The following is a 23,047-nucleotide window of genomic DNA, read 5'->3' on the forward strand; positions in this document are numbered from 1 at the left end:
TACCGTCCCTGCAGAGGCGGCTATACTCGATCCGACAACCACGGGAGTCCGGTGAGCCGGGCTGAGAGGAAGCGATCCACGCTTCGACCGTCGAACCTGATCCGGATCATGCCGGCGCAGGGAGGAGAGAACATGCACGCTGCTGCGTCTGAAACCACCGTCCGCCCCACGGGGAACCGCTTCCGCTGGCGGGTCGTCGACATCGTCGTCGCCAGCGTCCTGGGTGTCGCCTCGGGACTGATCTTCCTGCTGTGGAACATCGGCTACCTCGGGCCGAAGGCTCTGCTCGAGCCGCTGCTTCCCGGTCTGCAGGGACTGCTCGACGGTCCGTGGCTGTTCGCCGGGGTGCTCGGCGCCCTCATCATCCGCAAGCCCGGTGCGGCGATCTACACCGAGACTCTCGCCGCGGTCGTCTCGGCGCTGGTCGGCAACCAGTGGGGCGGGTTCCTCACGATCGAAGCCGGCCTCGTCCAGGGTCTCGGTGCCGAGATCGTGTTCCTGATCGTCGCGTACAAGCTGTGGTCGTTCCCCGTCGCGATCCTGGCGGGCGCGGGCGCGGGCCTCGCCGGCGCCATCAACAACCTGATCCTCTGGTATGCCGGATCCGATGCCACGTTCACCATCGTCTACCTCATCTCATCGGTGGTGTCGGGGGCCGTGATCGCCGGTGGGGGTGCGTGGCTGATCGCCCGAGGGCTGGCCGCGACAGGTGCGCTCGACCGGTTCGCGTCCGGGCGCGCGGTGCGCGAACGCGTCTGACGGATGGCTGTCGACCCGGGTGAGCAGCGCCGCCCCGCGGCGGTCAGCGCCCGGGGGTGGGGCTGGCGGCACGCCTCGCGGCGCGCGTGGGCCCTGCGCGACGTCACCTTCGACATCTCGCCCGGTGAGCGGGTCCTTCTGCTCGGAGCCTCCGGATCGGGCAAGTCGACACTGCTGCACGGGCTGGCCGGCGTGCTCGGCGGCGACGAAGAAGGTGAGGCCGCCGGTGACCTGCTGCTCGACGGCCACCCCGCGGCGGCGGTGCGGGGACGTGCCGGGCTGGTGATGCAGGACCCGGACTCGCAGGTGATCCTCGCCCGGGTCGGCGACGACGTGGCGTTCGGCTGCGAGAACCTCGGCATCCCGCGCGACGAAACGTGGCGCCGCGTCGATGACGCCCTGGCGGCCGTAGGCCTCGATGTACCGAAGGACCGCCCGACCAAGCACCTGTCCGGTGGGCAGAAGCAGCGGCTCGCGCTCGCCGGCGCCATCGCGATGCGCCCCGGACTGCTCGCGCTCGATGAGCCGACGGCGAATCTCGACCCCGCGGGAGTGGTCGAAGTCCGTGACGCCGTCCGGGCACTGCTCGACCGCACCGGCACGACCTTCGTGGTCGTCGAGCATCGCACCGAGGTGTGGCTGCCGATCGTCGACCGCGTGATCGTGCTGGGCCACGGTGGGGTGGTCGCCGACGGCACGCCCAGCGCTGTGCTCGACGCCGACGGCAGACGGCTCGCGGATGCCGGAGTGTGGGTCCCCGGCATCCCTCCCGCCGTTCCGGCGACGCCCGCCCGGCCGGCGGGCGACGTGCTGCTGTCGGGCCGGGGACTGGCCGTCGAGCGGGTGCGGGGTGTGCCCGTGGCATCCGGGATCGACATGGAGGTCCGGGCCGGCGAGGCGCTCGCTATCACCGGCCCGAACGGCGCCGGCAAATCGACCCTCGGGCTCACCCTCGCCGGGCTGCTGCCCCCGGGGGCAGGCGAGTTGCGTGCGGTCGGGGAGCTCGCACGCGGGGTGGGGCACGACCCGGTGACGTGGAAGTCGCGCGACCTGCTGACCCGGATCGGCATGGTGTTCCAGGACCCGGAGCACCAGCTGCTGGCGCGCACGGTGCGGGGAGAACTCGAGGTCGGGCCGCGTGCGCTCGGGCTCGGCGAGGGGGAGACCGCCGCCCGGGTCGACGGACTGCTCGAGCGTCTGCGGCTGAGCGGTTTGGCCCGCGCCAACCCGTACACCCTCTCGGGCGGGGAGAAGCGGCGGCTGACGGTCGCGGCGGCGCTGGCCACCCGGCCGCGCATGCTCGTGCTCGACGAGCCGACCTTCGGGCAGGACGCGGTGACTTGGGCTGAGCTCGTGGCGCTGCTGGCGGGGCTGCGCGACGAGGGCAGCGCCATCGTCGCGATCACCCATGATGCCGCCGTGGTCGAGGCGCTGCATGCGCGACGAATCGAGCTGAGCGGATGACGCTGCTCGACACGCACGCGCGCACCGGCACGTTCGCGCGGATCAACCCCGTCGCCAAGCTCGCCGCCAGTGGGCTCATCGCGCTGCCGCTCATCCTCACCCTCGACGTCGTCTCGGCCGCCGTCGCTCTCGTCCTGGAGATGCTTCTCTTCCCGTTCGCCGGTATCGGCTGGCGGGAGTTCTGGCTGCGCACCTGGCCGGTCTGGCTGGCCGCGCCGCTGACCGCGCTGACGATCGTCCTCTACGGCGAGGCGTCTGGCCAGGTCTACTTCGAGTGGCTGTTCGTGCGGGTCAGCGACGGCTCGATCGCTCTCGCTGCGGCCACCTTCCTCCGCGTGCTCGCGATCGCGCTGCCCTCGGTCGTGCTGTTCATCACGGTCGACCCGACCGACCTCGCCGATGGCCTGGCCCAGATCGTGAAACTGCCGGCCCGATTCGTGCTCGGGGCGCTCGCCGGGCTGCGCATGGTCGGGCTCTTCCTCGACGACTGGCGGGCACTCGAGCTCGCACGCCGGGCCCGCGGGGTGGCCGACCGGGGCCGCATCCGGCGGTTCGCGGGGATGGCGTTCGCACTGCTCGTGCTGTCGATACGCCGCGGGTCCAAGCTCGCGACGGCCATGGAGGCGCGCGGGTTCGGTGCGCCGGTGACGCGCACCTGGGCGCGCGAGTCCACCTTCGGCGCGAGGGAGTGGCTGCTGGTCGCGATGGGTGCGGCGATCGGGCTGATCGCCGTGGGCGCGGCGATCGTCACCGGCTCGTGGAACTTCATCCTCGGGCCGTCCTGAACGGGAGGCGCCCGGGTGTTGCACGTGCCGCGGTGGATGGCGCGGTGAACGCCGGCCAGGCCTAAGCGGCGATGCAGACGCGGACGGCAGCCGGTCGCACCGTGATGCGCGCCCGCGCGACCACGCCGAAGCTGTCGCCGTCCAGCTCGATGCCGTGCGGGGTCTCGAACCGGACGTCGAACTGCCGCCCCTGCGCGTAGGCGAGTGCCTGGAGCTCCGGCGCCGATTGCAGCCAGCGACGGCCCAGACGGGAGCGGTGCGCGACCCCCTGGATCGTGAGGCGTGTGCCGATCCTCGCCCAGCCGAACCTGCCCTTCGGTCGCAGCATGACCACGTCCAGCAGGCCGTCGTCGACCTTGGCGGCCGGGATGAGGAGCATGTTGCCGGTGAGCGTGCCGCAGTTGCCGACGATGACCGTGTGGGCGCGGACCGACCGGCTGTGACCGCCGTCGACGCGGTAGTGGAGGTGGATCAGGCGGTTCGCGATGACCGATCGGGCGATCGGGGTCACGTAGGCGAGCCAGCCCAGCCGCTGCTTCGCCACGGCGCTGGTGTGCTCGGCCATCTCCGCGTCGAGCCCGATGCCGGCCATCACGAGGAACGCGTGCGTGCGCCGCTCGCCGGTCTCGTCCTCGACCTCAGCGACGGCGATGTCGACGGCCCGCGTGGCGCCCGAGAACGCGGCGGCGACGGAGCCTTCGACATCGCTCAACGTCAGACCGAGGTTGCGGGCCAGGAGGTTGCCGGTACCGGCGGGCACCAGCGCAACCGGCGTCCCGGTGGGGTAGACGACCTCGGCGACGGTGCGCACGGTGCCGTCGCCGCCGGCGACGATCACGACCGCCGGATCTTCCGCAAGGGCCGCTTGTGCCGCGCGCAGCCCGGAGTCCTCGGGACTCGTCTCGTACCAGCGCGTCTCATCCCAGCCATGCCGGCGTTCCTGTACCTGGACAGCTCGCCGCACCCGGTCAAGCGACACCTTGACCGGGTTGTACACGACCGCCGCATGGCGTGACTGCATCGGACGAGCCTATGCGGGCGGATCCAGCCGGGCTCCCGATCCGGCATCCAACTTCCGCACCAGCCGGCGCGGCGCCGTCACCCGGTACGACGACTCGATGAGCTCGGCGACCTCCTGCCAGTCGGTGTCGTCGTCGAGGTCGATGCCGAGCCATCCCGACGGGCCGAGGTAGCCGGGTACCCAGAATCGCGGGTCCTGCCGCAGGGCGGGGTCGTCGTCGGGATCGGGCTGCACCATGATCGCCGCGTCGTGCGCGACCCACTCGCCCTCAATGCGCTGCGAACCGCCGAAGTAGACGAACACCTTCTGGGTGAAGAACGCCGGCCGGCCGTGGCTGACCTTCTCGTCGGCCTCAGGCAGCGAGAGGGCGACGCCGCGCACCCGCGCCAGCAACGGGTCGTGCTCGTCGAACATGATCGGATGCGCCATGTCGCCGATTGTCCCACTGCGGCACACTGGTCGCATGACAGGCTCCGCTCGTGGGTGGGTGCTGCACGTCGACCTCGACCAGTTCATCGCCGCCGTCGAGGTGCTGCGGCGGCCCGAGCTCGCCGGCCGGCAGGTCATCGTGGGTGGTCGCGGCGATCCCACCGAGCGGGCGGTGGTCTCGACGGCGTCGTACGAGGCCCGCGCGCTCGGGGTGGGGTCGGGGATGCCGCTGCGCATCGCCGCGCGCAGGGCACCTGACGCGATCATCCTTCCGGTCGACGCCGCCGCGTATACGGCGGCGTCGGAAGAGGTCATGGCCACGCTGCGGGCGCAGCCCGGTGCCGTCGTCCAGGTCCTCGGCTGGGATGAGGCCTTCGTCGGTGTCACGACCGACGATCCCGAAGCCGCTGCGCGGCAGATTCAGGAGGCGGTGCTCGAACGCACGCAGCTGCACTGCAGCGTCGGAATCGGCGACACCCTCATCCGCGCGAAGAACGCGACCGACTTCGGCAAGCCGCAGGGCACCTTCCGGCTCACCGCCGACAACTGGCTCGAGGTCATGGGCAACCGGCCGACGATCGAGCTGTGGGGCGTCGGAAGCAAGATCTCCAAGCGGCTGGCGAGCCACGACATCCACACCGTCACAGAGCTCGCGGCCGCCGACGATGCCGTGCTGGCGGCGGAGTTCGGGCCGAAGATGGGCCCCTGGTACCGCACGCTCGGCCGGGGCGAGGGCTCCGCCGTCGTCGACGACACCCCGTGGGTGGCACGCGGCCACGGGCGGGAGACCACCTTCCAGCGCGACCTCACCGTGCGGTCAGACATCGAACAGGCCGCGCAGGATCTTCTCGCACAGGTGCTCGAGGACGTCGCCGCCGAAGGTCGCCCCGTCGTCGGTGTCGGGCTCAAGGTGCGCTATGCGCCGTTCATGACGAAGACGTTGGTGCACAAGATCGACGCGACGTTCGACCGCGCCGTGGTCACGGCCGAGACGATGAAGCTCGTCGATCGCATCGAGCCCGAGCGGCCCCTCCGGCTGCTCGGCGTGCGGGCCGAGATGGCCATGCCCGACGACGCCCGGGAGGGTCACACCCCGACCCGCGGCGGGTGGTGAACGGCCGGTGCTCGGGGCCCGATGTCAGGTCGCGTTCCACAGGTCGCGGTAGTAGGCGAGGCGCTCGCCGTCGGGCTCGACCCCGTACGCCTCGATGAGGGCGTCCTCCCACCCCGGACCGTAGTTCCACTGGGTGCTCATGGATGCCACGGCGATATCGGCCCAGCGGTCGCCCACCCCGAGGGCGCCGAGGTCGACGTGTGCGAGCCACTGTGAGTATTTGAAGGGTTGAGGGCCAGTCGATATTGGGGTTCAGTGCCACTCGATATTGCGATTCAGGGCCGCCCGGTATTGCCGGTGAGCGCCACCCGGTGATGGCAACGCTCACCGGCGCCGGTCAGGCCGTCCTGGCGGTGTGTTCGCGCATGTTGGTGCTGCCGGTCTCGATCCAGATGGTGTTGTGGACGATGCGGTCCATGATCGCGTCGGCGTGGACTCCGCCGCCGAGGCGTTGGTGCCAGTCCTTCTTCGCGTACTGGGTGCAGAACACCGTCGAGGTGGCGTCGTAGCGGCGCTCGAGCAGCTCGAGCAGCATGCCGCGAACGCTGTCATCGGGGTTGTCGAGGAGCCATTCGTCGATCACGAGGAGCGTGAACGCCGCGTATTTGCGGAGCCACTTCTCCTTCCCCGCGGGCCGGTCGCGGGCGGTGGCCCAGGATTCTTCGAGGTCGGGCATGCGGATGTAGTGCGCCCGGTAGCGGTGCTGACAGGCCTGCTTCGCCAACGCCGATCCGAGGTAGCTCTTCCCGGACCCGGTGAAGCCTTGGAAGACGACGTTCTGCTGCCGGGTGATGAACTGGCAGGTGCCGAGTTGCGCGATCACCCCGCGGTCAAGACCCCGCTGCTCGAGCAGGTCGACTCGCCGCAGGTCCGCGTTCGGGTAGCGGAGACCGGCCCGCCGGATGAGGCCTTCGACCTTGGCGTGGGTGAAGGTGGCGTGGGCGTCGTCGACGGCGAGCTTGACGCGTTCTTCGAACGCCATTCCCAACGTGAGGCTGTCGTCCTGGACCTCGAACGCGTCGACCAGCGACGTCACCCCCATCTCACGCAGCTTCCGCTTCGTCTCCGAGTCGAGCCGGCTCATCGGATGTCACCGGCGTAGTAGTCCGCGCCGCGGACGTATCCGGTCGGCCCCGTAGTCGCGGGTTCAGCCCATGGGCTCCTCCCGTCGGGTTGGTCCTGGTTCGTCTCGAGGATGGGCCGCAGATGCGCGTAGCGCGGAGATCTCACCCGGGACGCGAGGGCGATCCCGGCGGCGGCTTCGACCCGAGCGGCGGAGTAGCGGCGGGTGAGCCGCAACACCGCCAAAGCCGCGTCCAGGCCCTGCTCGTCGACGGGCACGGACTCGAAGATCCGATTCACCACGATCGTGGTGTCCTCCCCGATCCGGCCCGCCCACTCGCGAACACGTTCGGCGTCCCATTGCCGGTAGCGGGGACCGTCGGGCAGATCGCTGTCGTGGGTGCGATACTCGTTCACCATCCCGACCGGAGCGAGCAGGTGGCTCGTCAGCCGCTCCTGCCCGGCGAAGATCTCGACCGTGGTGTCGGTGACCCGCAGATCAACACTCCGACCGATGTTCGGGTAGGGCACGGAGTAGAAGTTGCGCTCGAACACGACGTGCCCGTTCTTCTGAACCCGGCGCCGGTAGAACCACCTCGAGATCTCAAACGGGACCACCGGAAGCGGCCGCAGCAGCGGCTTCTCCTCCGAGTCGAACACGCTCAGCCTTGACCCGGCGCGCTTTTGGAACGGCTCCGCGTTGTAAGCGGCCACGCGTTCGTAGACGACCGCCCGCAACTCCGCCAAGCTCGCGAAGCTTCGGTCGCGGAGGGATGCGATCACCCAGGTCGCGACGTTCCCGACCGTGTTCTCGACACTGGCCTTGTCTTTCGGCTTCTTCACCCGCCCCGGGAGCACCGCCGCGGAGTAGTGCGCCGCGAGTTCCCGATACGCATCGTTGAGCACCACCTCACCTTCCGCCGGGTGCTTCAGCACCCCGGTCTTGAGGTTGTCCGGGACGACACGCGGGACACTCCCGCCGAACCAGTCGAACATCGACACGTGCGCGCGCAACCAGGCGTCCTGCTGCATGTCCAGCGTCGGCTCCACGAACGAGTAGCGGGAGAACGGCAGCGTCGCAACGAACAAGTAGACCCGCGTCTGCTGCCCGGTGACCGGGTCGGTCAGCTGCATCGTCTTGCCCGACCAGTCGACCTCGACCGTCTGCCCCGCCTTGTGCCCCACCCGCGACGCCGCCCCGGAGATGAGGACGTGCTGCTGGTAGGCCTTGCAGAACCTGTCGTATCCCATCGCCGTCGATCCCGCCGCCCGGCAGGCGTCGACATACTCGCCATGCAGCAGCTTCAGCGTCACCCCGACCCGCGCGAGCTCCCGGTGCACCCTGTCCCAGTCCGGCTGCGCGTGAACGCTGTCATGTTCACCACGACCAGGAAACAGCCGCGCATACACGTCCGCTTCCTCGAGCTTGGCGACGTCGTCCCAACCGATCCCTTCCCGGTCGGCGGCGTCGATGACCGCCGCCACACTCGTCCGGGACATGCCCTGCGCGGCGATCTGCCTCCCCGTGAACCCCTCCGCGCGAAGCCGAAGCACCAGCTTCGCCTTGATCTTGCGTACCATCCGAATCACTCCTTCTGCCGTGTGATTGGCCACGCGGCAGAAGGAGCCTAGGAACGGTGGCCCTCAACCCCAATATTCGGTGGCCCTCACCGACACGATCGCGTCGATGAGCGAGTGGCCCTGAACCGCAATATCAGTGGCCCTCAGAGGAGCGAATACTCACCACTGGCCGTCGTCGCCGATTGCTGGTAGATCGCGAAGTTCGTCGGTGTGAAGATCCGGGATGATCGGCCCTTGTAGGGAGTTCATCTCACCCCTTCGTCGGTCGCCACTTGCTCCTCGCAATGTAGTCATCAGCGCTGACACGCCCGCTCGTCGTGAGCGCTGCTTGTCTCTTTACAGCTCCCTGTCGGCGTGCTGTGCTACGTTTGCGGTATCAGACATCGCCCCCCTCTGAGCTTCGGCTCAAGGGGGCGATTTTCATTGTGCGGTATACGTTGAGTTGTGGAGTACACCAAGGATTTCAAGGAACGCGATGAGTTGTTGGATCAGCTTGTCGAGCGTGGTCTCGAGGTCCCAGACCCATCCGCTGCCCTGCGGTTCCTGACCCGCGTTGGCTACTTTCGCTCGGGAGCGTACCGCTACGTTCTGCGCGAGCTCCTGCCTTCTGAGCAAATCAACCCGAAGCTTCGGGAGTTCCGCTCGGACCGGTACGTGGCGGGCGCCAGCTTCGATCACGTCGTTCAGCTCGAGGCTTTCGACTTCAAACTTGCGCGCGTCTGTCTTGAGGGTCTGCTCGACTTCGAAGTACGCGTTCGTGCGGCTATCGCCCACACGCTGGCGGCGCAAGACATCTCGGCGCACACTCGCATCGACTGCCTCGACGAACGGATGTGCAGTCGGCCAGCCAAGGACGGGACGAAGTTCGAGGCGTGGATGGAGACGTGCGAGGCCGCTATCACCGCCGCGGCCGAGGATGAAGATTTCATCGCTCATCACCTTCTCAAGTACCCGGAGCAACCGGTACCGATCTGGGCGCTCACCGAGGCCCTGAGCTTCGGAAAGCTGCCGTTCCTTTTCGAACTGATGAAGACGGAGGATGCGCGCGAGGTCGCCCGATCCTTCGGTTTCGAGCACCCGCGCCCCTTTGGGGCGGTACTCCGAATGATGGTTGATCTTCGCAACACGTGTGCTCACGGTTCCCGCTTGTTCAACCGAGCTTTCAAGCGATCCCTCTCCCTGAAGGTTCACGAGACCAAGGGCGATCTGCTCGACCACGTCGTAGGTGAGTCCTTCACGACGTCGCCCAAGCCGCAGCAGCGTGTGTATATCTATGCCGCGGTGCTCGCTTTCATGCTTCGCTCTCACGACGCCGGCACGAACTGGCATATGACGTTCAAGACGCAGGCGAAAAAATTGGACATCGAGCTGCATGCTCCGGACGGCACGGGCGTGGTCTCGCGAGAGCGGAGCATGGGATTCCCTGTCAATTGGGAGCAATTGCAGCTCTGGAGTGGCGCCAACGCCGCATCGCGGTAGGAGGTCCTCACGCCCGTCTAACAAAGGTTGAGTGGTGGGGCTGGGAGCTTGGGTTCATGTCGCGGTTTCAGATGCTCTCGGATGCGCAGTGGTTGTTGATCGAGGGATGTTACCCCGTCCGACTGGTCGGCCTGGGCGGACGTTTGTCGACGACGCTCGAATTTGAGGCCGATGTGACAGTGGGAAGCGAAGCGCCTGTAAGTCTGTGATTGGCCGACCGGGGGTTGGCTGGCAGGGTTGGTGCCGGTGCGCTTCAGTACCGTCACAGCTGCGGCGCTGGTCGGCATTGGGGCTGCGGTGTTTGCCGCTCTCGGATTGCTGCGTGCTTTCTGCTGTGTCCAGCGCGCGCTATCGCGCCGCACTTGAGGCGCGGGGGATGAATCGCGTGGGTACGCGTCGAATCCCACCGGGACCTCGGCCCTCGGTCACCGCTCGGAGAAGTTCGTTCGCGGCGGCGTGACCGACATCGGTGAGGTTCAGATCGACGGTAGACAAGTGCGGGTTCGTCGCTTCGACCATGACGTCCCAATTGTCGAGACCTACGACCGCCACATCGCGCGGCACGGCGCGACCCCGTTCGGTGAGGGCTTCGACAACGCCGCGCGCGAGCTGGTCGTTCCCGCAGATGATGCCGTCGACATCATGGCCCGAGGCCAGCAGCTGGGTTGCCGCCAGTCGCCCCCAACTCTCCGTCCACTCCCCAAACAGCGGTTCGTGGGCGAGCTCGAGACCGTGCACGGCGAGTTCTGAGCTGATGGCCGACAAGCGTGCTGCAGTGCTGTCGTCGACGTTGCTGGGACCTGACACAAACGCAAGACGGCGGCGGTCGGTGGCCAACAGGTGGCGGGTCGCAGCCGCGACACCGCCGGTGTCATCCGGGATGATCGACACGTCGTCGGCTGAACGGGACCACGCCAGCGCGTAGATGACAGGCACGGGCTGTCGTCCGATCGAATTGCGGGCAGATATTCCGGTGCCCGTGACGAGGATGCCATCCACGTCCCGACGAAGAAGCGAATCGATAAAATGCTGCTCACGAATCGCATCCCCGCGTCCATCGCAGACGATCAGTGCGATCTCGTGCTCTGCCAAGGTATCAATCGCTCCGAGAACGACGGGCACGGTCAGGCGGCCGAACTGATCGCTCGTGATGAGCCCGATCATGCGTGCGGACGCTTTCTGCTGACGGGGAGAGCGGCCCTCATAGCCGAGTTCTTGTGCCCGCTCGATGATGCGACGCCGCGTTGCCTCGTTCACAGAGCCGTTGCCCGAGAGTGCTTTCGATACAGTGCCGACGGTGACGCCGGCGGCCGCGGCGACGTCTTTGGCCGTTACTTTTCGGCCGGTTCCTCCGGTCGGGGTAGGTTCAACCATGGCTGCAGTGTAGCAAGTTAGGAAAGTTTTCCGACCGCCTCCGTGTCGACTTTTCTGTGCCTCTGCCTTGATCTTCACTGTTCGAATACTGTAGCTTCGCACTTGAAGGAAACATTTGCCGATATTACGGAAATATTTCCTAGCTGCATCACTCACGAACAATGGAGTTTTTATGAGAGTACATCCAACTCGAGTCCTCGCGGGGCTTGCGGGCATTGGAATGCTTGCCGCCGCAGTCACCGCGTGTTCTAGCGGTAGCGCAGACGCCCCCGACACCACCGAGATCACGGCAGCCGATACTGGTGCTGAACTCAACCTCTGGGTGCGTCCGGGCAACGAGGCCGTCACTGACGAGGTCGTTGCCGCATACAACGAGACCCACGACAACCAGGTCACGGTCACTCACGTGCCCGCTGACCAGTACATGACGAAGTTCGCGCAGGCCGCGCAGACGGACTCGCTGCCTGATCTGCTGGCAACCGACCTTGTCTTCATGCCCCAGGTGATCGACACCGGCGCGTTGCTCGACCTCACCGAGTTGCTCGAACAAAGCGGTGCCGCCGGACACCTCACCCCCGCGCACATCCAGGCATCCACTCACGACGGCAGCGTCTACGGCGTCCCCTATGTCGCCGACACCAGCCTGTACCTCTATAACAAGGACCTCTTCGAGCAGGCAGGCCTTGACCCCGAAGCGCCGCCGACCACCTGGGAAGGCATCGCTGAGGCCGCGCTCGCCGTGAGCGAACTGGGCGACGACTACCAAGGCTTCTATGTCAGCGGTGGATGCTCAGGATGCCTCTCGTACACGCTGAGCCCACTCTTCTGGGCGCAGGGCGCCGAGGTCGTCGATTCAGAGGGTAAGTTCCACTACGACACCCCCGACGTGCAAGACGCGCTGGCGTTCTTGCAGGGGCTCTCTGACGCGGGCACCATCTCGCCCTCGTCCAAGACCGACACGGGAGAAGGCTTCTTCGCGGTGTTCGCCGCGGGAAAGACCGGCATCAACTTCGCCGGTGGAAACGGCGTGAACACCTCGACGATCGGAATCGACCCCGAGTTCGATTTCGGTCTTGCCCCCATTCCCGGACCGGTTGAGGGAGAGTGGGCCACCTTCTCAGGCGGCGACGCCCTCTCGGTCGCCGGTTCGTCGCAGAACCTCAACGAGGCGTGGGACTTCGTCAACTGGCTCACCTCGCTCAGCACATCCGAAGATGTCTACTTCTCGCTGCCGGCGATCCCGCCGCGCACCGACACGCAGGCGCCGGCATCGCTGGGAGAGCAGTTCACGATTCCCGCCGAGCTCGTCAAGTCCGGCCAGACCTACGTCTCGCCCTGGTACAACGACGTTGTCGCCTCGGCGCAGGGTCCGTGGCTCGAAATGGTGCAAGACGTCATGTTCAACGGCGTCGATCCCGTAAAAGCAACGCAGACAGCGCAGATTCGCGCCGACGAAATCACGCAGTAGCACCTATGGGCCGGTCGGCATCACACCGACCGGCCCTTCCCCTGAGGAGACCCCTTGACTTTCACGGCTGAGCCCACGACAACGTCGCCCCCACCGCATCAAGCCCCCGTCACACCCCGCCCACGCCGACGCGCGTCGGCGGCGCGACGCGAAGCGATCGCCGGCTGGGCATTGGTAACACCGAGCGCCGTGCTGGTCGTGCTGTTCTTTCTGGTTCCGTTCGCACTGACGATCTGGATGTCCTTCTTCGACTGGCCCACCTTCGGTCAGCCGGAGCCTGTAGGCCTTGCCAACTACGCAGACCTGCTACAACAGTCCAGGTTCGGCGACGCGGTCGTTTTCACTCTCACCTACACGGTCATCACCTCGGTCGTGGGAATCGCCCTGTCACTGGGCCTTGCCCTGCTGGTGCGACCGCGCTTTTTCGGCCGCACCGCCAGCCGCGCGGCGCTCTTTGCGCCGGTGACGATCGGGTTCGTCCCCGCGGGGTTGCTGTGGCTTTCGATGAGCAACGCGCGCACCGGGATCTTGCCCTGGATCGCCCAGCAGCTTGGCCTCGCGTCAAGCGACGTCGATTGGTTTGCCGAACCCTCATCCACGCTCGCCATCGTCGTGATCATGACGGTATGGAAGACAGCCGGACTCGCCATGCTCGTGCTGCTGATCGGCATGGACTCGATCTCACCGGAGATCTACGAGGCCGCTCGTCTGGATGGCGCCAATGCGTGGCACACCCTCACCCGGATCACTCTGCCGCTCATTGCCAAACCGCTCTCGCTGGTGATTTTGATAACCGTGACGACGACGTTCTTGGCGTTCGACCAGTTCTACACGATGACCAAGGGCGGTCCCGACGGATCGACCGTGACCGTTGTCTACTACCTCTACAACGCGGCATTCGTCAGCTTTGACCGCGGATATGCCGCCGCCATCGCCGTCGTCATCGTCGCCATCATGGCCGTCTTCACGGTCATACAGGTGCGCTTGCAGCGCGGAAAGGCCGCCTCATGACCCTCCTCTCCACACGCGGCGATGCCGCAACCCGTCGGCGCCCGGAAGCAAAGCGTGGCATTCGCCCCCTTGTGGCCGGGGTGCTTGCGGCGCTCTTCGCCTTTCCCGTTGTCTGGACGGTGATCGGCAGTTTCAAGCCCTTCGCCGAGGCCAACGCGTCGCCGCCGGTCTGGTGGCCGAGCGAGCTGAGCTTCGACAGCTACGAGAAACTCGGCGGGAGCTCGGGATCGCTGTGGCTGTATGTCACGAATTCGCTCATGGTCACCCTCATGACCGTGGCCATCACCACGGTGGTCGCGACCCTCGGAGGCTACGCTTTCGCCCGCTTTCGCTTCCCGGGCAAGGGTGCGCTGTTCGGCCTCACGGTCGGGATGCTTCTTGTGCCCTACCCCGCGTTGCTGGTGTCGCTGTTCACCGTCATGATCTGGTTCGGCCTTACCAACTCCCTGTTCGGGCTGGCGCTGATCTACTCCACGTTCCAGATGCCGTTTGCCATCTACATGATGAAGAACTCGTTCGAGAGCATTCCCGGCGAGATCATCGAAGCAAGCGAGATCGACGGCTGCACCCCGATCAGTGCCCTCTACCGCTTGTTGTTGCCCCTCGTGGCACCGGGCATGGTCACCGTTGCGCTGTTTGCCTTCCTCGCGGGCTGGAATGAGTTCATCGCGGCGCTCGTGTTGCTCAACGACAACGCGATGTTCACTCTCCCGATTGCGCTCGTCAACGCGCAAAGCGGACCCCTCAACACCATCGACTGGGGTGCCCTGCAAGCAGGCATCACCGTCACCATGATGCCCTGCATCGTGTTGTTCATCGCTCTTCAGAAGTACTACGTATCCGGTCTGATCGCCGGTGCAGGAAAGTAGGCGCCGGATGACCATTTCGACCCAGACATACCCCTCACATCGCATCCACACCCCGCACCGAGAAGGGCGGCTGATCGTCACGCCGTCGGGGGTCGCGGGACGCTTTGACTCTCACGCCGTGGACTGCCCGTTCGTCTTTACGGTCGACGGCAGGCGCGGGATGACCTATGTCGGGTGGGATGGCGACGGGTATCAGACAGCCCTGGCATGGCAGCAACCCGACGGCAGCTGGCACCACGAGGCGATCATTCTCGCGCGCGACCCCCATCATCCCCACCGTCGGTTCAACGCCGCCCTCACCTCGATCGTGCGCGACAACGATCTCTGGTCATCCGGCGAGCTTCTGCGCATCGACGGGTGGTACTACGGCACCTATCACGCATATCCCGCCCAAGGCTACGAAGCCGGGCCCGGAATGATCGGGATCGTGCGCAGCCGCGACTTGCTCAGTTGGGAAGACTTTGGCACAACCCTTCACGCGGAGGATGGTGCGCCCTGGGAGCGAGGCGGACTCTACAAGTCGTGGCTCATGCTGGTCGACGGTGTCTTTCACCTCTTTTACAACGCGAAAGAAGTCGATGACTTCGGTTCGATCGCGGTGCCGCCGGCGTGGATTGAACAGACGGGGCTTGCCACATCCACCGATCTCAGGACCTGGACTCGCGTCGGAACTCAGCCGGTCTTGCCCGTCGGTGGCGCCGGGGCTTTCGATGAGAGGTTCGCATCCGATCCTTGTGTCCTGCGCGACGCAGACCACTGGGTCATGTTCTACTTCGGTCTTGCCGGGGACGGTCACGCGCGGGAGGGCTACGCGACATCGCGTGACCTGGTGACCTGGACAAAGTCCGCTGACCTCCTGCTGGACGTCGGAACGCCCGGGGAGATCGACGCGCAACACGCACATAAGCCCGCCGTCGTCTACTGGGACGGGCGGCTTGAGCATTACTACTGCGCCGTCTCCTTGCCCGGTGCACCGTACACACTCGAACGCGCTGCGCGCGGCATTTCCCGGGCAACCAGCGCGTAGCCACCCAAGTGCTCGACACGATCAAAGGAGATCACGATGGTAAGTTCCTCACGCCCACTCATGGCCTGCGCCGCACTCGCAATGGCGGTGGGCCTCGTCAGCGCGACGGGGCAGGCGCCAGCCGTCGCTGCGGCACCCGCGGATGTTCGGGTTGACGAAGCAGCGCAACAGGTAGAACTTGTCTCTGACGATGTCGCGATGGTCATCGACTATCACGATGCTCTTCGTATCACCTCGCTCCGACTGGGCGATGCCGAAGAGGAGCTGGTGCCGATCACATCCGCGCAGGCGTCGTACACCTTCTCCCTTGACTCCGTGGGTCAGGTATTCGATGGGCAGGTCTCGTTCGGAGAAAGTCCCCGCAACCGTTGGACGTCGTACAGGTCTGCGAACGACGAAGACTGGATTGAGCTGCGACTGGGCGATGAGCAGTTCGTTTCTGGCCTCGATGTCTCGGTCTGGGCAGACGGCGGCGGGGTCGTCGCTCCCGCCGCGATGTGGGCCGAGGTGTGGGTTGATGGAGCATGGCAGTCGGTTGCCGGTGCCACATCGGCTCCGGCGACTCCCACGGCTGGTTCGGTCAATGAGCTCAGGTTCATCACGCAGCGCACGGATCGCGTGAGGTTGTGGCTGGAGAAGTCTGGTGGCGCGACTGGGGTGACGGAGATTGAGGTTGTCGGCCCGGCTCAGCAGGTGGAAACGCTCGATCCCGCTCACCCTGCGGTATCTGCAGTTCTTCCGGGGTCTGCGCCGCAGGCCTCGTATACCTACACGGGGGATTCGGTCGCACAAGTGACAGACGGAATCGTGTCGTACACCGAGTCACCACGCAACCGCTGGACGGCATACAAGTCACCCAACGCGTCAGACTGGATCACAGTGGATCTGGGATCGATCATCACGGTGGACGAACTCCACATTGACTTCTTTGAAGATGCGGGCGCCGTTCGTGCACCATCTTCGTACACGGTGGACTATTGGGACGGCGCGGCATGGGCCGCCGTAACCGGTGTTGGCCGCGTGCCGTCATCTCCGACGGGAAACACCACGAACACCGTGAGCTTCGACCCGGTGAACACCTCACAGGTGCGGTTGACGATGGTGCACGCCGGGTCGTATCGCAGCGGAGTGACCGAGCTCGTTGCCGCTGAATCCGGCACGCCCGTGGGGTCAACGTGGGTCGGTACGCATGACCTTTCTTCGTCGCCGACGCTGACTGTTTCCGGATCGTCCGTCGTGTTCAGCGACGTGAGCTACGGTGGGATCGTCTCGGAAGAATGGTCGTTCGACGTGGCGCCTGAAGGTATCTCCGTGGAGATCGATCGCACCTTCGATGTTGCGACGAACGTGAGAGACCAGACGTTCGTTGGGCTTGGGTTTCACGAGAAAGCGTTCGACGCCGTGCAGCGCGTCGAAGACGGTGGAAGCCTCATTCTGCTTGATGCCAACCGTGACACGAACAGATTCCTGTCAGCAGAGCCGCTGCCAGAGCACCCGACGGGAAGCTGGTTCGGCAATACGCAGTACGCGATCTACACGACCGATGTCGACCTCGTCGACAAGGCCAACGACCGAATTCTCAGCATCCGCGCTGCCTCTAGTGGGGAGAAGGGTCTCGTGATGCATCGCGACCCGAACCCGGCTGGCGAGCGCTCGTTAGAACTGGACTTCGCGGTGGCTCCCACCCTGTCGCACCCCTCCGGGACCTACCTGCCCCTGGCCGTCTTTCAGACCGAGCGCTTCAGTCAGCCCAGTGTGGCCGCCGAACACACGGATTCGATAGCGATGACCTTCTCGGGCGATCGACCGTTGGCACACTACTACGACACACTCGAGATTCCCGCTGCCATGGGAATGAGCTCGGAGACCATCTCGGGCATGCTCAACGACCTCCTGCGCTCCTCTGTGATTGACCTCAACGTGGGAATGGGCGACACGGACGTGAGTGGCATGGGTCCGTACGAGACGTGGTGGTATGCCCAGAACGCGACAGCCCTGCAGGCTTCGGGGGACGAGGGCTACCTCAACACGCTCAAGAACTTCGTTCGATTCATCAAGAACGAGAACTACCCGATCCATGGCACCGGACAATTGTGGGCGGTGAGCGCGCGGAACACCTCGTGGTACAAGGACTACTTCTTCGACACGTACGGTCAGTATGTCGCGGGCGTTGCGTCGATCTACCACCTGTCGGGCGATGACGAATGGTTGCTGGAGGTCGCACCGAGCGTTCGGGACTCTCTGGACTGGGTTCTTGCGCGCGACACCAACTCCAACGGACTTGTCGAGTCGTTCGGCGTCGGCATCACACAGTGGGATGATCAGACACAGATCGGCCAAGAGAGCGCGTACGCCAATATCTTCCTCTACAAGGCACTGAACGACTGGGCGCAACTCGAAGAGGATGTCTTTGCAGACGCCACCCTCGCAGCCCAATATCGTGCTCGTGCCGATCAGATCTCGACCACACTCAACACCGACACTACGGCCGGCGGCTTCTGGTCATCGACAACGAACTCGTACGTGCACTCGCGTGACCTTGCAGGCAACGTCCGAGGCGACGTCGCGCACGTGCACGACAATGCGACAGCTGTGAGCTTCGGGGTTGCGGATGAGTCACGAGCGGAAGCCATCATGGACGAATACAGCTCGTTCTACGACAGCAACGCGCTTACCCTCTTCCCGGCGCAGCGACTCAACTACACCGGCGGAGAGAACACCAACGCATTCCCCTCATACCTCAACGGCAACGTCTTCCCGCAGATGACGCTTGAGATGATGAGTGCCTATGTGAGTGTCGGGGAGTATGAACGCGCGACCGATCTGCTCGCTGAACTCGCGGCGCAGTACGACATCGATCAACTCGTGTACAACACGTACAACTGGGACATGTCCGTCGACAGGCGGCGAGAGCCATGGTTCGCGGCAAACGCACGTCCTGCCGCAGGACTGTATACGCAGCTGTTGGGCATCAGGCCAGCGGCAGACCACCTCGTTTTCGGTCCAATCCCACACAGCGACCTCGATGGTGCCGAACTCAGCTACCACACCCAAGGTCACCAGTTCGATCTCGCGATCGTTGACAGCGACACTCGTACAGTCAACACGGACCAAAGCGGATACCCCGTCGTTTTGCAGTGGCGTGATCTCGCCCCCCACACCGACTACGACGTTCAAGTCACCAACCCCACGACGGGAACCACCGTCGTGACCGTGACCGCAACAGCCGAAGGGGAACTCTCGTACTCCTCCGCACAGGTCGGCGAGACGGAGTACTCGATCTCGCTTACGCCCTAGCTCGGAGTATCCGTCTCCAGGAGTAGGAGGAAATCTCGTAGTCGAAGCCGTCGCTACTCAACAAACGAGACACGGCCGGCGCGCCAGTTCTCGAAGTGCTCAGCTTCGAGCGTGAACCACGCTGCGTGCTGAGGCGTCCGCTCGATTCCGAGATCAGGCACGAACTCAGCGACAGCATCGGTTGCAGATCCTTCGTTGTCGAACAGGGTGCCGTCGAGATCGAAGCCGACCGCTCGCCAACGCATCACCGAGTCGTTCATCCAGCCATCGTTCCTGAGGGCGGCACCGTCGCCATAGCGTCACTCTGGCTGGAGAAGCTCGTCGACGTAGCGCGACCTGCTCGCTGCGACAGCGTCTCGCCAGACAATGGCGGTGCGGATGTGGATGCCTGTCAGGTCGGCAAGGACGACTGGGTGGAGCTGCGCGGCAAGCGATGTGAGCGCCCCTCTGCGAGCTGGCGCGACCGTGACGCCGATTTCTCTCAGTCGCCGGGTCAGCGTGGTGTTCGCGAGTGGATAGCCCGGTCGCGTTCCAGGGAGGAGCCAGACGCCATCGTGGACGTCATGAAGGAGCCGTCGTGCAGTGCGAGCAGCGATCACGGCCTCTGCCACGATGCCGAGTTCGTTCGGGAGGTAGAGGTGTTCTGAGCCGATCCGAATCCGCGCCAACCCATTGACGGAGTCGACCCGGTCAAGGGTGATCCGTGCGATGCGGTGAGGGTGGATCCCGTAGAGCAGCACCAGAGCGGCGGCGAGTCTTGTGCCTGCCAGGATGTCGTCGTTCCGGAGGACGTCTGCGAGAAGTCGCTGGCGTCTCTCGTCCGACAGGCCGCCGATAGTCGGTGCGGGAGGATGCGCGCGAAATACCGACAGGTCGCGGGCAAGTCTATTTCGGCGCGCCCACCGCAGGAATCCCTGGACTCGGTGCCGCTCGGTGCCGGTGGTCGACCAGTGATCTACTTGGCCCTGCGTCAGCTGTTCGAGCGATGTTCCCTCGCGCTCGGCCCACTCAAGTAGGTCCTTGATAATCCGTAGCTCACGACGCCGAGACCCGGCGAGGCTGCCTGATATCGGTCCCGGCTTTGCTCGTAACTCGCGAAGGTGTTTCCAGTTCGCGTACTGCGTGAACGCGGATCGAGCGACGGGATCTGAGATCGTCTGCGCAGCCTCCGATATCCATCTCTCGAACCGCTGCAGGTGATAGTCGACGGTGGCTAGGAGACCGTATTGCACGAGAAGTGCACGCACGTGTCGCGTGGTTTGCTCAGGACCGAGAGCATCTATTGCGGTGTGTGCGATGGGTCCCGGCTCTGCGAGGACATTGCGCAAGAGCAGGAGCGAGCGTGGGCGGAGGAAGGCGCTCACGGTTCGCCCGTCCGCGCCGCTCAACAACGCGTCCCGCAGCGCCACTGCCGACGGGTTGGCCTCGAAGATGCTCGCTGGGAACATCTCGGTTGCAAGATCGATGATGGTGCACCGATCGCAGAGCCCTGTCTGCCGCAGTTTGCGATGAGTTCCGCAGCGTGTGCAATCGCGGAAGCTCGACGGGTGCTTCTTGAAGCACGTTCCGCACAGCGGTTCACCGTCCACGCGTCCGCGGACATTGCGGGACTGGCCGCAAGAGACGCAGGTGTCTGTGGGACGGTCGCTGCAGGAACCGCAGAGCGGAGCGCCCGCTTCATCCCGCGTGTGGACCAGGCGGACTGTGCCGCAACGTGCGCACGTGACGCGCTTGCGCCGGCAACCCTCACAAACGGCGCGCGGCGTTCCTGCGAAGCGGCACGGTTCGACGCGGCCGCACTTCGAGCACGTGTCGACGGCGCTCATGAGCCGACACGACCCGCACACAGCACCGGTCGGACCGAAGGCCGCCACAATTCGCCGCTGCCCGCACATTGTGCAGTCGGCGATCTGCTCGGGGTCGGACTTCCAGCACCACTGGCAGAGCTTTGTTCCGTCCGGGAGCTGACGAGAGATAGTGCGTGGCTGGCGACATCGATCACAGTCTTGGCGGCGTCCGTTCCGGTAGCAGCGCGCGCAGACTCGAGCTCCATCGAGCACGTTCGTAAGCGGTCTGCCGGACTGGCAGACGGCGCAGACGAGGGGCCGCAGCTGCGGATAATGCACCGCGAGCACTGCGTACAGGCGTGCGAAGGCGGCGTTGCCCTGCGAGGGGTGGGCGAGCCAGACTGTGCTGTTCTCGACGCAGTCCAGAGTGAGTCGAAGTTGCTCGGTTTCCGACGCCGATGCGGCGAGCAACCCATCATCGATGACGGAGGCAGCCAGCTCCGGGACCTCGCGGCGCAGAACGGTCAGCAGGATCGCGCTTCGCCGTGACCGCATGCTGTTCCAGCAGCGAAGGCAGAACGTCCGGCCGGCGGCTCTACGAGGATTCAGTACCGAGTTGCCGCACTCCGCGCACGAGTGGAATCTCCTGGTCGCTCGCTTGGCGCATGTCCCACAGAGCCGCAGATCGCCCACGTTAACGAAGGCCGCTGCAAGCTCCCTCTCACAGGACGGACAGCGCGGCAGTCGAACGGCCGAATGAGGGACGTCGATGGCGACGATGATTCTCTGCAGAGCGCGCGGCATCTGCGCACTGCCGCTGACGAGAAGCGTGGGGTCGGCGACAAGTGCAGCCAGAAGCCGGTCGGCATGCGCTGGCTTTGCCAGGACTCCGGCGGCGGCCTCGCGAACGCGCCGAGGTTCAATCGCTGGATCTGCCTCGACGATCCGTTTCGTTATGTCGTCGAGCAGTTCATCAAGCGTCGCCATCGGGAAGGATGCGTGCCCGCTTGGGGCGAGCGCCGGTTGTTCGCAGCGCATCATTCGCACGCTCTGGAGCGGCGTGTTCTGTACCGGTTCTCTCGACCGCGGCACCGAGGTGGACCGGACGGATGAGATCGTCGGCGCCGCAGTGCAGGATGTCCATCAATGCCACGAACGCGTGCAGATTGAGTCGTTCAGGTGCTTCCGTCACCAATCGATACACCTGGCTCGACGACATCTTCACACCACGCTCCGTCAACGCGCGATGCATATCCGTTGTCTTGTACATTCCCGCCGCGGCCATAAGCTCCCGCAGCCGCCACTCGTAATCGATGATCTTCACGATTCACCCTCTCTCGATCCCGAGACGACACGACGTACCGCGTCGAGCATCATCTTGTTCTTAAAGTCGCTGCTGACTCCCGTGTAGATCGCCGTCGTCGACTGATACGCGTGCCCGAGCTGCTCCTTAATGAAGACCGGGTCGACGCCATCTTCGGCGAGATGGGTTGCGTAGCTGTGGCGCAGCGCATGCGGGGTCAACACATCGTCGAGCTTGAGTTCATCCCGGTAGTAAGCGAATCGCTCCGAGACATCCCGAGGCTTCATCCGTGTCCCTCGTTCGGTGACGAAAATCGCGTTGGTCGGTCGGGTGGACTTGATCATGAGCGGCCGTACTTGATCCAGATAGTCCTGCAGAGCGTCGACTGCCCACTGGTGAACCGTTGCCACCCCGCGCCGCTTGGGAGCCCCGCCGCTGGAGGACTTGCCCATCCGAACCTGAACGATGCCCATCCCGGCGAACTGCGGCGCGTGCGGGGTGCGGAGAAGGTCGGTGGTATCTAAATGGCACATTTCGTTCGCGCGCAGCCCCCACCCGTAGAGCACCTTGAACATCGTCGCGTCGCGATAGGCGAGCGTCGCGCCCTTCCTCTTCTGCTCGAGACGGAGATCGACTTCTCGATCGACACGATCGAGAAGCATCTGCAGCTCACGGCGAGTCAACGGGCGGCGACCTGGCGATCCTTCAAGGTCGACCAGATGACGAAGCGTGTTCTCCTCGTGCGACACCTGCACCGGGTGCTCACCGAATCGCTCTTCGCACTCGGCCACCCACCCGTAGTGCGGGGAGCACAAGTAGGTGCAGAACGAGCGGATCGCTTGTTGATAGCCGCGACGTGTCGAAAGCACGAGCCCGCGGGTAACGAGCTCCACCATCCACTCGTCGAACATCGCCGCCGACCACCGCCACGGCCATTCACCACAGAACTCTCGGAACGCCCGTACCCTGCCCACAGTCCCGGACACGGAGCTCTGCTTCAGGCCGCGTCCGCCCTTCATCTGGGCCGACCACCCCTGGATCATGCCATCGAAGACCGTCTCCTCCTCGTGCAGGAACCGCACACCAGAGGCCAGGTGAAGCGATGCCGACCCGAACGGCACGCCCTCTCGAGTCATCGCATTCCTTCCGTTTAACGCTCTAATCATGCATTAAACGGGCGTGGCTTTGCTAGATCGGCCTTCATGTCGCGGACAGCG

Annotated in this window: 19 protein-coding genes, 1 pseudogene and 1 riboswitch; of the genes and pseudogenes, 10 read left to right on the forward strand and 10 right to left on the reverse strand. The window is 65.1% G+C overall.

Annotation, left to right across the window (positions count from 1 at the left end):
- Positions 1-30 precede the first annotated feature (30 nt).
- Positions 31-140: riboswitch (TPP riboswitch) on the forward strand.
- The 3 genes from BKA10_RS14350 (at position 133) to BKA10_RS14360 (ending at position 3,008) form a co-directional block, all read left to right on the forward strand.
- Complete coding sequence (locus tag BKA10_RS14350; RefSeq protein ID WP_183500591.1) at positions 133-759, forward strand: ECF transporter S component; 627 nt, start codon at positions 133-135, stop codon at positions 757-759. (Overlaps the previous riboswitch by 8 nt.)
- Before the next feature lie 3 nt (positions 760-762).
- Positions 763-2,223 carry an ABC transporter ATP-binding protein gene (locus tag BKA10_RS14355; RefSeq protein WP_183500592.1) on the forward strand — a complete coding sequence of 487 codons (1,461 nt, stop codon included), beginning with the start codon at positions 763-765 and terminating at the stop codon, positions 2,221-2,223.
- The gene (locus BKA10_RS14360; protein ID WP_183500593.1) at positions 2,220-3,008 is read left to right on the forward strand and encodes an energy-coupling factor transporter transmembrane component T family protein; all 789 of its coding nucleotides are present in this window, start codon (positions 2,220-2,222) and stop codon (positions 3,006-3,008) included. Before BKA10_RS14355 ends, BKA10_RS14360 begins: the two co-directional genes overlap by 4 nt.
- A 61-nt stretch (positions 3,009-3,069) precedes the next feature.
- Here the strand turns inward: BKA10_RS14360 and BKA10_RS14365 are convergent, their stop codons facing one another.
- Both BKA10_RS14365 and BKA10_RS14370 read right to left on the reverse strand, forming a co-directional pair.
- Positions 3,070-4,029 carry a diacylglycerol/lipid kinase family protein gene (locus tag BKA10_RS14365; RefSeq protein ID WP_183500594.1) on the reverse strand — a complete coding sequence of 320 codons (960 nt, stop codon included), beginning with the start codon at positions 4,027-4,029 and terminating at the stop codon, positions 3,070-3,072.
- A 9-nt stretch (positions 4,030-4,038) separates the two neighbouring features.
- Positions 4,039-4,458 carry an MmcQ/YjbR family DNA-binding protein gene (locus tag BKA10_RS14370; RefSeq protein WP_183500595.1) on the reverse strand — a complete coding sequence of 140 codons (420 nt, stop codon included), beginning with the start codon at positions 4,456-4,458 and terminating at the stop codon, positions 4,039-4,041.
- Positions 4,459-4,492: 34 nt separating this feature from the next.
- On the opposite strand from BKA10_RS14370, the gene BKA10_RS14375 reads away from it, so the two are divergent.
- Positions 4,493-5,572, forward strand: a complete 1,080-nt coding sequence (locus BKA10_RS14375; RefSeq protein WP_183500596.1) for a DNA polymerase IV — start codon at positions 4,493-4,495, stop codon at positions 5,570-5,572.
- Between the two features lie 24 nt (positions 5,573-5,596).
- Here the strand turns inward: BKA10_RS14375 and BKA10_RS14380 are convergent.
- From BKA10_RS14380 to istA, 3 genes and pseudogenes are all read right to left on the reverse strand, one after another.
- Positions 5,597-5,782 (reverse strand): annotated as a pseudogene (locus tag BKA10_RS14380) (aminoglycoside 3'-phosphotransferase); the annotation flags it as partial.
- A gap of 127 nt (positions 5,783-5,909) precedes the next feature.
- Positions 5,910-6,656, reverse strand: coding sequence for an ATP-binding protein (locus BKA10_RS14385; protein ID WP_183498614.1), 747 nt, complete (start codon positions 6,654-6,656; stop codon positions 5,910-5,912).
- Positions 6,653-8,215 (reverse strand): IS21 family transposase, encoded by a 1,563-nt coding sequence (gene istA / locus BKA10_RS14390; protein WP_183498613.1) that lies wholly within the window; start codon positions 8,213-8,215, stop codon positions 6,653-6,655. Before istA ends, BKA10_RS14385 begins: the two co-directional genes overlap by 4 nt.
- A gap of 444 nt (positions 8,216-8,659) precedes the next feature.
- Here istA and BKA10_RS14395 point away from each other — a divergent pair, with 444 nt between their 5' ends.
- Positions 8,660-9,694, forward strand: a complete 1,035-nt coding sequence (locus BKA10_RS14395; RefSeq protein WP_183500597.1) for an Abi family protein — start codon at positions 8,660-8,662, stop codon at positions 9,692-9,694.
- Positions 9,695-10,042: 348 nt separating this feature from the next.
- Here BKA10_RS14395 and BKA10_RS14400 read toward each other — a convergent pair whose 3' ends face one another.
- Positions 10,043-11,146: a LacI family DNA-binding transcriptional regulator gene (locus tag BKA10_RS14400; RefSeq protein WP_183500598.1), complete on the reverse strand. Its 1,104-nt coding sequence runs from the start codon at positions 11,144-11,146 to the stop codon at positions 10,043-10,045.
- A gap of 142 nt (positions 11,147-11,288) precedes the next feature.
- Between BKA10_RS14400 and BKA10_RS14405 the strand changes: the two genes are divergently transcribed.
- The 5 genes from BKA10_RS14405 (at position 11,289) to BKA10_RS14425 (ending at position 18,740) form a co-directional block, all read left to right on the forward strand.
- Positions 11,289-12,536, forward strand: coding sequence for an ABC transporter substrate-binding protein (locus tag BKA10_RS14405; protein ID WP_183500599.1), 1,248 nt, complete (start codon positions 11,289-11,291; stop codon positions 12,534-12,536).
- Between the two features lie 189 nt (positions 12,537-12,725).
- The gene (locus tag BKA10_RS14410) at positions 12,726-13,547 is read left to right on the forward strand and encodes a carbohydrate ABC transporter permease (RefSeq protein WP_183500600.1); all 822 of its coding nucleotides are present in this window, start codon (positions 12,726-12,728) and stop codon (positions 13,545-13,547) included.
- Positions 13,544-14,416: a carbohydrate ABC transporter permease gene (locus tag BKA10_RS14415; RefSeq protein WP_183500601.1), complete on the forward strand. Its 873-nt coding sequence runs from the start codon at positions 13,544-13,546 to the stop codon at positions 14,414-14,416. Before BKA10_RS14410 ends, BKA10_RS14415 begins: the two co-directional genes overlap by 4 nt.
- Before the next feature lie 7 nt (positions 14,417-14,423).
- A complete protein-coding gene (locus tag BKA10_RS14420) occupies positions 14,424-15,443 on the forward strand; it encodes a glycoside hydrolase family protein (protein ID WP_183500602.1) in 1,020 nt (339 codons plus the stop codon).
- 36 nt (positions 15,444-15,479) lie between these two features.
- Positions 15,480-18,740 (forward strand): discoidin domain-containing protein, encoded by a 3,261-nt coding sequence (locus tag BKA10_RS14425; protein ID WP_183500603.1) that lies wholly within the window; start codon positions 15,480-15,482, stop codon positions 18,738-18,740.
- A 53-nt stretch (positions 18,741-18,793) separates the two neighbouring features.
- Here the strand turns inward: BKA10_RS14425 and BKA10_RS14430 are convergent, their stop codons facing one another.
- Genes BKA10_RS14430 through BKA10_RS14445 form a run of 4 tightly spaced genes read right to left on the reverse strand, consistent with a single transcriptional unit; the run spans position 18,794 to position 22,966 of the window.
- Positions 18,794-19,000: an HAD family hydrolase gene (locus BKA10_RS14430; RefSeq protein ID WP_183500604.1), complete on the reverse strand. Its 207-nt coding sequence runs from the start codon at positions 18,998-19,000 to the stop codon at positions 18,794-18,796.
- A gap of 39 nt (positions 19,001-19,039) precedes the next feature.
- Positions 19,040-21,514: a site-specific integrase gene (locus BKA10_RS14435; RefSeq protein ID WP_183500605.1), complete on the reverse strand. Its 2,475-nt coding sequence runs from the start codon at positions 21,512-21,514 to the stop codon at positions 19,040-19,042.
- The gene (locus BKA10_RS14440; RefSeq protein WP_183500606.1) at positions 21,501-21,851 is read right to left on the reverse strand and encodes a helix-turn-helix domain-containing protein; all 351 of its coding nucleotides are present in this window, start codon (positions 21,849-21,851) and stop codon (positions 21,501-21,503) included. Before BKA10_RS14440 ends, BKA10_RS14435 begins: the two co-directional genes overlap by 14 nt.
- Entirely contained in the window at positions 21,848-22,966 is a 1,119-nt protein-coding gene (locus BKA10_RS14445) for a tyrosine-type recombinase/integrase (RefSeq protein WP_183500607.1), read from the reverse strand. The genes BKA10_RS14440 and BKA10_RS14445 overlap by 4 nt, the downstream gene beginning before the upstream one ends.
- Positions 22,967-23,047: the final 81 nt, after the last annotated feature.

This window comes from Microbacterium invictum, from assembly GCF_014197265.1.
GTDB lineage: Bacteria > Actinomycetota > Actinomycetes > Actinomycetales > Microbacteriaceae > Microbacterium > Microbacterium invictum.